Source organism: Pantoea sp. X-Soil-ISGK-355 (genome assembly GCF_059730805.1).
On sequence record NZ_AP035971.1, the window covers coordinates 602,473 to 614,728 of the forward strand.

Consider the following 12,256-nt stretch of genomic DNA (forward strand, 5'->3'; position numbering starts at 1 on the left):
CAAACTAAGCTCTCCTCACACCCGAAAAAACACTCTCCATTAGTGACTTTTCCCAGCCTTTCAGCCATTTGAGCACCAGCGTGTCAACGGTGCAGAAATGGGAAAATGGTGTAAAACGTCCAGGTGGATTATCGCTGAAGCTGCTTTGCGTGTTACAGAAGCATGGGTTGAAGGTGTTGGTTTGAGTTGATAGAACTGGCTTATTTCCGCGTTGGTTATTTCAGGAAAATAAGCCCAATATCGATCTGACAGGCTGCCAACAGCGCCGCCGCGTTGCTGGAAAAATTAAATCCAAATGTGCAGCCAGTATAGTTAAAAAAGTCACGTGAAAAATATCAATCCTTATATTTCTGCGCACCTTGCTGGTGCTCTTCTTATTGTTTTCTGCTAAAAATTCCTTAAGCTTTATATTCAAATGATTTTATAAATAGCTTATTAAAGGCTGTTTTAAGCTGGACTTTTCTTGTCATTCTTGATGATATATACAGGTATTTAGCGCGGTACGGATGTGCTGCAACACACCCGCGCCGCTAATCACAATCACTATTTATAGGGAATAGTAATCATGACTGACGCCCATTCTATTGCACAACTGTCTGAACCAGAAGTCTCTCCTGCAAATAACCGGAAATTAACGGTTAGCTATGCAAGCCGATATCCGGATTACAGCCGGGTACCCGCCATCACCATGAAAGGACAATGGCTGGAAGCTGCCGGTTTTGCCACGGGCACAGCAGTAGATGTAAAGGTAATGCAAGGCTGTATTGTGCTCACCGCCCGGCAGGAGAGCGAATTGATGCAGTCTCTGCGCCAGGTATGCAAGCTGTCGGCGCGGAAACAAAAGCAGGTGCAGGAGTTTATTCAGGTTATTGTCGGTAAACAGAAAGTCGTCTGAATGAAAAGCCGCTCCCGATATCGCTTCGGGAGCGGTTAACTATCAGGAAGCCACTACCTCCATCAGTACATTAGTCCTTCGTATCATTTAATAGCTTTACTTCGCTTTTACCTCTTAGATAGAAGAAACTGATTTTTAAATTTCCTGTTATAAAATAAAGGCTGTTTGACCGGTATTGTTGAAAATAATATGTAAATTTTAAATCAGGAAATTGCAAAAGCAACTTATATCGTCTGGTCTTCCTGATGAATTCATCAACAAAGGCGATACACTCAAATGCTGCAACCTGTGGCGCGCACATCCACGACATACTACGGCTTTGATTTTTAAATCACGTTTTAGGATCAATCTTTGTTAAAGTGACTGATGGTTATAGCTACAATAATGGGCGTGACTGTTGACACCTCAAAGAGGCTTTGAGCAAGCATGCTATAAGGTCCGTATAACACTTAAATTCGAGTATTAGAACTGTAAGATCTTTATCATCCTTGCTGCTTATCCGATGGTATAGTTATGAAAAACCTTAACATAGCCGGACTGGATAGCCTAATCGCCATTTACTTTGGACAGGACTATGATTTGTTCGGTAGTGGTGAAAGTGTAGATGCTCAAATCAACGCATGGATTGCAGATTCCACAGCTGCTTCCCGACATAGTTTGATTGGTGATATTGAGCAGTTTATGAGGGAGAGTGACAACCTGGAGGAGGACTTTAAAAGCCGCTATGGCGCGGAGTTTTCTACAGACTTATGGGAAACTACGCCTGCAGAATTTCTCAAACTTTTGAAGAAAAAGGTTAGTGCATCTCTTTCTCAAGGCTGAATGCTGATTTGCCATTTGGCTAAAAGCTCCCCCAATATGAACCCTTGCTGATGAGGTTGTACCTGCATTGAGTCGCCTGACCGGACGCAATCCACTGAACGGGAAATGGTTGTGGCGATGCCGATCTCTGCCGCTGGTCATCGCGCTGCTGCTGACAGGATGCGCCCGCTCTGACGCGCTGTGGACGGTCACGCATGACCTCTGCATGAATAACTATCACTACCGTCGCGATCCGGCACCCTGCCAGCAAATCTATCTGCCGCAGGACAGCACACAGGGCTACAGCATCATCCAGAATCCTCGCCACAGGCTGCACTTTATTCTGGTGCCGACGGTAGCGATGTCCGGCATTGAGAGCATTACGCTGTCGCGCCCCGGACGTCCCGATTATTTCGGCTACGCCTGGTTAATGCGCTATCGTCTGATGGCGGCCTATGGCGCTAAAGTGCCTGAGGATCGGCTTGGCATGGCGCTGAATTCCGCTTATGGCCGCAGCCAGAATCAACTGCATATTCATCTGACCTGCCTGCGGGAAGATGTTTATCGCCAGCTTCAGGCCGAGCGCCCCTATATTCATAATGACTGGCGACCCTTGCCCGACCGTTTGCTGAATCACACCTACTATGCCCGTCGCGTTATGCAGCCGACGGCGATGAGGATCTATCCTGTCTCCTCCGTGGCGCGCCATTTCCATCTGTCCTCGCCGCAGCTGGCGGAGTCTGGTGTGGCGCTCATCCCGACGACGTTCTCGGGAGAAAAAGGGTTTATCCTGCTAACCACCCGGCGCGGCTGGGATAAGGGCAACCGGGCGTCCGTTGAGTCGCTACTGGATAAACGCTGCGCAATTCTTTCAACACCGCCAGCTGATGTTTCAGCTGGGGAGTAACTAACAGCGCCACCAGCTGACGTTTCAGCTGGGGAGTAACTAAACCTCACCCCAGCCATCCACTCACAACAACCCTTTATCGATACAGCCCCGCTTTTCCCACAGAACTAAACAGCGCCATCTTCGCCGCGACGACTTCACTCGCCGCCTGCATCGGTTTAACAAACAGAGCATTAGGCTCGTGTCCGCCCTGTTTCAGCTCCTGCTCCAGTGCCACGAAGAACGCCTTCTTCATATCGCTGGAGATATTGATTTTCCCGACGCCATAACGGATCGACTCCGCGACCTCGCTGTCTTTATTACCCGAACCGCCATGCAGCACCAGCGGTATATCAACCACCTTACGGATCTGCTGCAGGCGCTCGATATCCAGCTTCGGCTGCTTCCCTTTGGGGTAGAGACCATGCGAGGTGCCGATAGCGACGGCCAGCGTGTCGGTGCCGGTCTCGCGCACAAAGGTCTCTGCCTGCTGCGGATCGGTATAGAGAATCTCATTACTGCCGCCTTCGCCGCTGCCTTCCGCCACACCGATGGTGCCGAGCTCTGCTTCTACAGAGACATTAATCGTGTGCGCTATCTCGACAATCTTCTTCGTCAGCGCAATGTTCTGCTCAAAAGGGTGAGACGAGGCGTCAATCATCACCGAGGTAAAACCGGCGTAGATCGCTTTCATCACCTCTTCAAGCGTGCGGCCATGGTCCAGATGGATCACCACCGGCACACGTGCCTGAATCGCCAGCGTCCGCAGATAGCCGATGAATTCCGGGCCGGTAAACGCCATCTCTTCGGGATGGATCTCCAGAATCAGCGGTGAATCCAGTCGCTCGGCAGTCTCAACCGCCACGCGTCCAAACTCTGCGCTGGCGATGTTGAACGCGCCCACACCAAACTGATGACGCTGGGCAACGCTGAGCAGATCTTTCATGTTGTAAAGCATAGGTTTTATCCTTGTTTTGCAGGAACGGAGATATCTTTTTTCAGGAACAACAGGATCAGCGCGGTCAGCAGACTGCCTGCGGCAATCGCAAACAGATAACCCATGACGTTGCTGATCACGTTAGGAATGAAGATGACGAAAATGCCGCCGTGCGGGGCGCGGGAAGCGCAGCCCAGCATCATCGACAGGGCGCCCGCTAATCCGGAACCCGCCACAATGGCCGGAATGACGCGCAGCGGATCGGCGACCGCGTAAGGAATCGCGCCTTCGGTAATAAATGACAGGCCGAGGATGTAGGTGACCTTGCCGGTCTCGCGCTCCTGCTCGGTAAACTTGCGGCGGAAGAGGGTGGTCGCCAGCGCGATGCCCAGCGGCGGCACCATGCCCGCCGCCATACAGGCCGCAATCGGTCCGTAAATCCCGCTCGACATCAGGCCAATCGCAAACATGCAGACGGTCTTATTGAGCGGGCCCCCCATATCAAAGGCCACCATCATGCCGAACAGCAGGCCGAGGATGGCCGCATTGGTGTTACCCAGCGAAGTGAGGAAGGCGGTCAGCCAGCCGAGCAGCATTTTGATTGGTTCACCAATCAGCAGCACCATCAGTGCGCCTGTCAGCAGCACGCTCAGCAGCGGCACGATTAAAATAGGTTTTAACCCGGCGACGGCTTTGGGCAGGTGAATATGGTTGGTGATCAGCAGCGTGATGTACCCGGCCAGGAAGCCGGCAATCAGCGCGCCAAGGAAGCCGGAGCCGGTGTGAATTGCCATCATCCCACCTACAGCGCCCGCCACAATGCCCGCTTTGCCGCTGATGGACTGGCTGATCCCCAGCGCAAGAATCGGCAGCATCAGGGCAAAGGCCGAACCGCCCCCGATGTCCGAAAGCATCTTCGCTATCGGGCTGAAATTAGCGTCCCCTGGTGTGGCCGCAGTAATCCCGAATGAAAAGCTCAGGGCGATCAGAATGCCGCCAGCCACCACAAACGGGATCATCAGGTTCACACCGGTGATCAGGTGCACATAAATCTCTGAGATCCAGGAACGGGAACCTGACGCCTCGCGAGCGCTGTTAGCCGGTTCAGACGTATTGTTCTGTGGGGCGGAATCGATCAGCCTGGGCGCCAGCTCGCCGTTCACAATGGCGCTGAGTAATCCTTCAGCGTCTTTCGCGGCACGGGTGACGGGGACCTCGATCACGTTTTTGTGCTGGAAGCGCGCCATCTCAACTTTCTTATCCGCGGCGATTAACACCACATCGGCCTGATGAATATCGTCGTCGCTGAAAATATATTCGCTTTCAATCGCGCCCTGGGTTTCAACTAATACATTCAGGCCCAGTTTTTTTGCCGCTTTTTTTAAATTACTTTCGGCAAGGTAGGTGTGGGCGACACCTGTAGGACAGGCGGTAATGGCAATAATGTTCATAAACGTTCTCCAGTGAAAATTTTATATTTATGTTTTTCGGTCTGAAGGGATGGCTACAACCTGGAATACCTCCTTTGGTTTTTTTATTTCATACATATCTCCGGTTTATTCAGGCTCCCGAGCGGGATAACAGTAAATGAAACATCTCTTCGCGGTGTTGCACATTCAGTAATTGCTCGACCACATCTTCATCACCTAGCGCAATAGATATTCTGGCGAGCATTTTGATATGGCCGACATCTTTGTCGGACTCTTTCACCGCGAAGAGAATAACCAGCCGGACTTTGGTGCCATCGATGGTCTCCCACGGAATATCCCGGCGTAAACGCCCGACGGCAATCCGGGTTTTAGCGACGGCAGCGGATTTACCGTGCGGAATAGCAATGTGATTTTCAAATCCGGTTGAGCCTAATTCTTCACGCAGATAAACATCGTTCAGAAACGTGGCTTTATCGGTGACCGCGCCGGTCTGGCAGAGCAGGTCGGTCAGCTGAGAAATAATCTGCTCTTTCGTCTGGCAATCGACATCGAGAATAATACACTCTTCTTTCAGGACTTCATTAATAGCCACGGCTGTAGTCATGTTGCTTCTCCATTATTAATTAATCGAATTCGATACCAGACACTCCGTTACTCTTGCGATATCTTTCGCCGAAAACAGGGCCGAGACATAGACCACCGGTTTTTCCAGCGGCTCCAGCCGGATGGTGGAGATCACCACGTCACACTCATGTCGTTTCAGGGAGTCCGCGATGTTTTTCCCTGGCACGATGTCGATAATCTTCCAGTCAGGAAAGGCGCGGATAATCCGCCCGTAAAGCAGCTGCGAGGTACCCAGACCGCTGGAGCAGACCAGCAATACCCGTTTTACCTTGATGCTGTTTTCGATGGCGGCCTGAATATGCACCGTCAGGTACGCCACCTCATCGTCACTGATCTCATCCAGGCTGTACTCCTGCGTCAGCTGGCTGATGACCGCTTTGACAGCGGCGAACACCGTTCCCAGCTCGGTCCGGATGTCATGCAGCAGCGGATTTTTAATCCGGATGTGATATCTCAGACGGTTCAGCATCGGCTTGATGTGCGAGGACAGCGAAGCCTGCAGGTTCTGGTCCGTGGTGATTTCGATATTGATGCGCTGGGCTACGCGGGCAATCAGCGCTTCGGCAAAGCGGGTTTCACGTTCGGATATCAGCGACTCATCGTGCTGGGGTGTCTCGCCGCCCGCCTTACCGGAAGAGACCAGATACTGATAGATGGAGTGCGACTCTTCGGCCACCAGTACCGTGTTGTACGCGGTCTCGATGCGTTCTATCACCGCCAGCGAAACCTGCCAGGCGTGATGGTCGCTAACCCGACTCATAGTCACCGCGCGGGCGTCTGTCCTGTGCATCGGCGAGTGACTCCGGTGGATCAGCACCAGAATATGGGTAAACAAATTAATGTAGTAAGGATCGCTAATCGTATATTGCAGTTGCTGTTCAATAAAACTAATTAATTGCAGGGTAAAGTGGACAGCCTGCTGACCAAATTTCTCTGAAAGCTCCTGCAACGTGCTTTCATCCAGACGACTTTCCATCATGTCCTGACGGTTATAAATGGATTTTAATACCAGCGCTTTCATCGCCATGCGAATATTCTGGTCACTGCCTTTTATGCTGGTACCGACGCGGCTTTTTAATAAGGTTAAATCAAACTGAAGTAACCAGGCTTCTAATGTTTTTAAATCATTCACTATTGAAGCGCGACTGATAAAATATTTATCTGCCAGTTCGCTGATGGAGGAACTTTTTGGTGACAGCATTAATAAATCCGACGCTATTTTCAGCATCCGGAAGTTACTGCTGAAATCATCCACCTCGGATGAGAAAATCCGGCGTGCGGCTATTTCTGACTGCGCATCAGCGAATTTAATTGTGATCCCTCTCCCACTTTTACCGCTGAGGTTGATTCCCTGCTCAGAGAGTTTTTCATTAATATCGGCGATGTCACGGCGTAAGGTTCGGGTGGTGATGGCTGTTTTTTCTGAAATAGTGTGCAGGCTCACATAACTGTTATGAGAAATAAGCTGTCGCATAATCGTCAGTTGCCGCTCAGTCAGCGCCTTCGTCATCATCAGGTTCCGCTTAATCAGTTATTCACCTTGTCAGTTATCATCTAAGCAAAGGCACTATGCCATGTAAATATTAAAACATGGCCACAACCCGACGGTCAGGCTGACCACCTGAAAGTGAATTTTCGAAATATTTTGAGAGGAGGTTAAAGAATATCAGAACAGGGAAGGGGAAGATGAGTGGGTGCCTGATGGGCGGGGCAGTGCATGAAATCCGGTGTTAGCTGCCCCACCAGCAGGGGCAGCAAATCTTATGTTTACCTCTCCCGCAGCGCTTCCTTCGCCCGGTTCAGCGGTTTCATCAGATACTCCATGATGGTTTTACTGCCGGTATGGATCTCACCCATTGCGATCATCCCCGGATAAACCGGAAACTTTTTCCCTTTTTTATTGACCAGATAATCCTTATCGGTGCGGATGTAGACGCGGTAATAGTACTGGTCGCGATGAACTTCATCCTGAATGGTGTCGGGAGAAATAGAGGCCACTTTGCCCTCCAGACCGCCATAGATGTTGTAGTCGTAGGCCGTGAGTTTCACCACGGCACGCTGGCCGGGCGTGATAAAGGCAACATCGCGCGGGGCAATCTGCGCCTCAATCATCAGCTGCTCATCCAGCGGCACAATTTCCATCAGATTGCCGCGCTGCGGAATCACGCCGCCAACGGTGTTCACCTCGATATCTTTAACGATCCCTCTGACCGGCGTGACAACGACTGTGCGCTTAAGTGAGTCCGCTCGCCCGATGATAATGGAGCGCTGAGACGCCGCTTCGGCATTGGCTTTCGCCAGCTCTTCACGGGCCTGCACGATATAGTTATTTTCCGCGTCGTTGAGCTTACTTTGCAGGTCGTTAGCCTGACGTTTCAGGCGCAGCACTTCCACATTGCTTGCCGCGCCTTTTGCCACCAGGGAAGAGGTCAGCTGCAGTTCGCGGTTAATCAGACTCAGCGCTTCAGTCAGGCCGCTGATGGTTTTGCTGTAGTTCTCACGACGCGAGTGATAAAGCGCCGTCTCAGCGGCCACCAGGGACGGATCCGCTAAAACTTCCGGCGGAAAGGTCAGCGGCGTGCCTGCCGTCTCAGCCTGTAAGCGGGCCGCCGTCGCGAGCGCTGCGCGTAAACGCGACGTGCTTTCCTGCACACCGGAGTCAATCTGGGTGGGATCCAGCAGGGCCAGCACCTGGCCCGCCTCAACCACATCGCCTTCGTGAACCTTCAGCTCTTTGAGGATCCCGCCTTCCAGCGACTGGATGATCTGCTCGTGTGAGCTGGGTACCACTTTGCCGACACCAACGGTGACTTCATCCAGTTCAAAGTTAGAAGCCCAGACAAAGAACAGCAGCAGCATGACCAGCACCGACATGATGATCAGGCCGCCGGAAGAGACGCGCTGACGGGAACGCTGATGCTTCTTTTTACGGAATAAGGAGAAACTCATGCCTGTGCTCCCTGCGGTTTAACATTGACGTTGCCCTGATGCGGCGCGGCACTGGCTTCGGGCCGGGTGACCAGCATCTCTGCTTTTGAGCCATCCCGCGCAATCCTGCCTTTATCCATCAGCATGATGCGGTCAACCAGCTGCAATACCGCCGGGCGATGCGTGGCGATAATCAGCGTACGGTTGCCCATCCACGTCATCAGCCGCTCAATCAGATGTTTTTCAGCGGCATCATCCAGCCAGGCGGTCGGTTCATCCAGCAGCAGCACGCTGGGCTGGCGGAGCAGGGTGCGTGCCAGCAACAGCTGCTGACGCTGTCCGCCAGACAAGCCTTTGCCGCCTTCCTGTAACAGATAATCCATGCCTTCCGGCAGGCGCTGAATAAAGTCGAGTGCGCCGCTGATCTCCAGGGCCTGAAGCATCTCCTCTTCTGTCGCCAGCGGCATGCCCAGGCGTAAGTTCTCGCGAATTGTGCCGTAGAACAGGGATGCGTTCTGGGTCAGCAGCCCGACGTCACGCCTTACATCCAGCGGGTCAATGGAGGAAAGCCGCACGCCATCCAGCAGCAGGGCACCTTCACCCGGCTGCAACAGACCTGCCATCAGCTGCAACAGCGTTGATTTACCGGACCCGTTACGCCCCAGCAGCGCCACTTTCTCACCGGCTTTAATGGTCAGCTTTTTCACCGTCAGCACCGGATCAGCGGAGTTCGGGTCGTAGCGATAGATGACATCAGAGAGCGCATATTCGCCGTTAATGCGCGGGCGATGAATACGGATGCTGCGCTCTGGCTGATCGACCTCGCTGTTGAGCAGGTTCTCCAGTCCTTCGCGCGCCACTTTGGCCTGCTGCCAGCGGCCAAATATCATCGCCAGCTGGCCCAGCGGTGCCATCATGCGTGACGCCAGCATCGAGCAGCCAATTAACACGCCGGTAGAGAGGTCACCGCTCATGGCAAAAAAAGCACCCACCAGCACCACGCTGACATAGGCAACGGTCTGGACTTCACTGGTCCAGCTCATCAGCAGGCCGCTGACAAAACGCTGCTTCTGTGAAGATTTACTGATCACCTCATTCAGGTGATTCCACTGGTTCTGAAAGTAGGGCTCTGCGCGCAGCAGCTTGATGTCATCCATGCCCTGTACGGTCTCAACCAGCATAGCGCTGCGCACTGCGGACTCGCGCATGGTCGCTTTGGAGAGCTTCGCCAGCGAACCCTGCGCCAGCAGGCCCGGAATAACAATCAGCGGAATCGCCGCCAGCGGAACCAGTACCAGCCATCCACCCAGTAACCAGAGGATAAACAGGAAGATGATTAAAAAAGGCAGATCGGCAATTGCTGAAATGGTGGTCGAGGTAATCAGTTCACGGATCTGTTCCAGCTCGCGGATCTGGGCAATAAACGATCCGGTCGATTTGGGCCGCTGATCGTTACGGATCCGCAGCGCGTGACCAAAGACGCGATCGGAGATGCGCAGATCCGCGCTTTTACCGGCTGCATCAGAGATATGCGTGCGGATGATACGCATCACAAACACGCAGGTCAGGGCGATCATGACGCCGCCAAACAGCACCCAGAGAGAGGGCACCGACTGGGAAGGGATCACCCGGTCATACACCTGCATGGTGAAGAGCATCGCGGAGAGGCCCAGCACGTTGGAGATCAGCGACGCAAACATCACGTTTACATAGGCTGGCCACTCACGAAGAATGGTCTGCCACAGCCAGTCAGCACGATGTGGCTTAATATAGTCATCCACCCGCGCATCCGGCACGGAAGACTCCGGCTTCGCCAGCAGTACGCGCCGTGCATGCTGCGACAGATCTTCAATACTCAGCGTGGTCTGCAGCTGTTTTTCACCGCTCAGCATCACGCTGACCTGGCCATCCTCGCCCACCGTGGTGATGACGCCGACGCCGCGAGGACCGAAATCGACGATCAACGGCATGCGCCACGGATCGAGCTGATCCGGGTCAAACGCGTCAAAAATGACCAGCAGGCCGAGCTGGCGCGCCATATTTTCAATCAGGGCATCCTGTGAAAGGTGCTGCATGTGCCATTCCGCTTCCCCTTTCACCCGCTCAGGTGAACCATCAAGGCGGTAATGTTTCGCCACCAGCAGCAGCGCGTCGAGCCAGGGGGTATAAGCCTTTTTCGCGTGAGGCTGTGCTGATGCATTTTCGCTGTCAGATATCGTGTTCATTATCATCTTCTCTTAATTGCTGACAGAATTACGGCGCAATGCGCAGTCCCTGAATGACCTTATTATTTAATTCAAATGCTTCACGTGCCATACCGGTTACTACCAGATAATTAACCGAGGAGGCCCACAGATCGCAGCGGGCATTAATTAAATCCTGCTGAGCACGGCTTATTTCCTGCTCGGCGTTAAGTAAGTCGAGTACGTTTCGGTTACCCAGCGATAAATATTGCTCACGATAAAGGGAGCGCGTCTCCATAATCGTTTTCATCCGGCGCGTCAGCAGGCTGATATTTTTTTGTAATCCCTTTACGCTCTGGAAATAATTTCGTTGCTGATCGCTGATCTCCAGTTTTTTACTGGCTATGGTGGTTCTGGCTGCTTCCAGTGCGCGGGCACTGGCACTTTCCTGCGCCACTAATGCGCCGCCCTGATAAAGCGTACTGTTAACAGACAGATAAACGTTCTGGTACTGGCTATGGCGCTGATAATCCGCAATGTCGCCGATATATTTATTGGTGCTGGCTTCAAGCGATAAAGTGGGATAGCGCTGCGCTTTGTAATTACGTAACTCGGCCAGTGCCACGGCGGCATCGGCCTGGGCGACTAAAATAGTCGGGTTACGGTTTAAATCGATCCGGGCATTCTGACGCTCAATCAGCGGCAGCAGCGAGATCGGTGCGGATATTTTCTTTTCGGCAACCGGCTGGCCCAGCAAGGATTGCAGATGGTATTTCTGCTGCTGGAGTTTGATTTCCAGATCCAGTTGCTCTGCCTGGGCGGCTTCAACCCGCGCCTGCGCCTGAACCGGATCCACCCGTGTGCTGGCTCCGGCATCAGCACGCATTTGCGTCAGCGCCAGGATATCCCGCAGGGCTTTCACCTCTTTCCTGGAGTTATCAAGCAGCTGCGTCGAGCGATAAACGTCATTCAGTGCCAGTGCGGTTTGTTCAATAATGGTGTCGATCTGCATCAGAACAGTGGCCTGCTGGCGCAGATATTTCGCGCTGGCCTGATCGACCGCGCTGCCGGTTTTACCAAAGTCGTAAAGCATCTGAGAGAGGCCGACGGTGGCGATATGGCCGCTGCCTTCATCCTGCTGTCGACCGGTTGTGATGCCCGCTTTTATAGAGGGCAGATAGCCCGCTTTTGCGGCATCAATGGTGAACCCTGATGACTCCAGCGTCGCAATGCTGCTGCTGATGGAGGGATGATGATTCACCGCCAGCTGGATAGCCGCCTGCCAGTCAGCCGGAAAGCTTTCAGCCCCGTTCGACGCCGCAGGCTGCATTTCAATTTCTGCCGGATTAATTTGTAATTTGTCTGCCAGCGCCGATCCGCCCGCAGGCAAGGTGCCGGGATTTGGTGTTTTAGAAAATACGCCCCAGAAACCTGCCGGTGCTTCATTAATGGCGGGTTCGCTGCCTGAGAAAAGTTTTTGATCGGCAGCAAAAGAATATTGGGTAATAAGAATACAGTGCAAAATGATAATAATTTTTTTCATGATGTTTAGATAATTAAATATATCTCCGT

10 protein-coding genes and 1 pseudogene are annotated in these 12,256 nt (G+C 52.7%); 4 read left to right on the forward strand and 7 right to left on the reverse strand.

Features of this window, described 5'->3' with window-relative positions; translation table 11 throughout:
* Positions 1–50: 50 nt before the first annotated feature.
* From AC6I8J_RS02620 to AC6I8J_RS02635, 4 genes and pseudogenes are all read left to right on the forward strand, one after another.
* Positions 51–185: pseudogene (locus tag AC6I8J_RS02620) on the forward strand (helix-turn-helix domain-containing protein); the annotation flags it as partial.
* A 380-nt stretch (positions 186–565) separates the two neighbouring features.
* Positions 566–895, forward strand: coding sequence for an endoribonuclease SymE (gene symE / locus AC6I8J_RS02625; protein ID WP_497825065.1), 330 nt, complete (start codon positions 566–568; stop codon positions 893–895).
* Between the two features lie 513 nt (positions 896–1,408).
* On the forward strand, positions 1,409–1,717 hold the full coding sequence (locus tag AC6I8J_RS02630; RefSeq protein WP_497825066.1) for a contact-dependent growth inhibition system immunity protein: 309 nt from the start codon (positions 1,409–1,411) through the stop codon (positions 1,715–1,717).
* Between the two features lie 109 nt (positions 1,718–1,826).
* Positions 1,827–2,603, forward strand: coding sequence for a CDP-diacylglycerol diphosphatase (locus AC6I8J_RS02635; protein ID WP_497825630.1), 777 nt, complete (start codon positions 1,827–1,829; stop codon positions 2,601–2,603).
* 76 nt (positions 2,604–2,679) lie between these two features.
* Here AC6I8J_RS02635 and AC6I8J_RS02640 read toward each other — a convergent pair whose 3' ends face one another.
* From AC6I8J_RS02640 to AC6I8J_RS02670, 7 genes are all read right to left on the reverse strand, one after another.
* Positions 2,680–3,540 carry a ketose-bisphosphate aldolase gene (locus AC6I8J_RS02640; protein ID WP_161736823.1) on the reverse strand — a complete coding sequence of 287 codons (861 nt, stop codon included), beginning with the start codon at positions 3,538–3,540 and terminating at the stop codon, positions 2,680–2,682.
* Between the two features lie 5 nt (positions 3,541–3,545).
* Positions 3,546–4,970 carry a PTS fructose transporter subunit IIC gene (locus AC6I8J_RS02645; RefSeq protein WP_161736824.1) on the reverse strand — a complete coding sequence of 475 codons (1,425 nt, stop codon included), beginning with the start codon at positions 4,968–4,970 and terminating at the stop codon, positions 3,546–3,548.
* 109 nt (positions 4,971–5,079) lie between these two features.
* Positions 5,080–5,553, reverse strand: coding sequence for a PTS sugar transporter subunit IIA (locus AC6I8J_RS02650; RefSeq protein ID WP_161736825.1), 474 nt, complete (start codon positions 5,551–5,553; stop codon positions 5,080–5,082).
* A 15-nt stretch (positions 5,554–5,568) separates the two neighbouring features.
* Positions 5,569–7,086 carry a BglG family transcription antiterminator gene (locus AC6I8J_RS02655; protein ID WP_237566774.1) on the reverse strand — a complete coding sequence of 506 codons (1,518 nt, stop codon included), beginning with the start codon at positions 7,084–7,086 and terminating at the stop codon, positions 5,569–5,571.
* A gap of 254 nt (positions 7,087–7,340) precedes the next feature.
* Complete coding sequence (locus AC6I8J_RS02660; RefSeq protein ID WP_260058988.1) at positions 7,341–8,522, reverse strand: beta-barrel domain-containing protein; 1,182 nt, start codon at positions 8,520–8,522, stop codon at positions 7,341–7,343.
* On the reverse strand, positions 8,519–10,726 hold the full coding sequence (locus AC6I8J_RS02665; RefSeq protein WP_161736826.1) for a type I secretion system permease/ATPase: 2,208 nt from the start codon (positions 10,724–10,726) through the stop codon (positions 8,519–8,521). Before AC6I8J_RS02665 ends, AC6I8J_RS02660 begins: the two co-directional genes overlap by 4 nt.
* A 28-nt stretch (positions 10,727–10,754) precedes the next feature.
* On the reverse strand, positions 10,755–12,227 hold the full coding sequence (locus tag AC6I8J_RS02670) for a TolC family outer membrane protein (RefSeq protein WP_497825067.1): 1,473 nt from the start codon (positions 12,225–12,227) through the stop codon (positions 10,755–10,757).
* Positions 12,228–12,256: the final 29 nt, after the last annotated feature.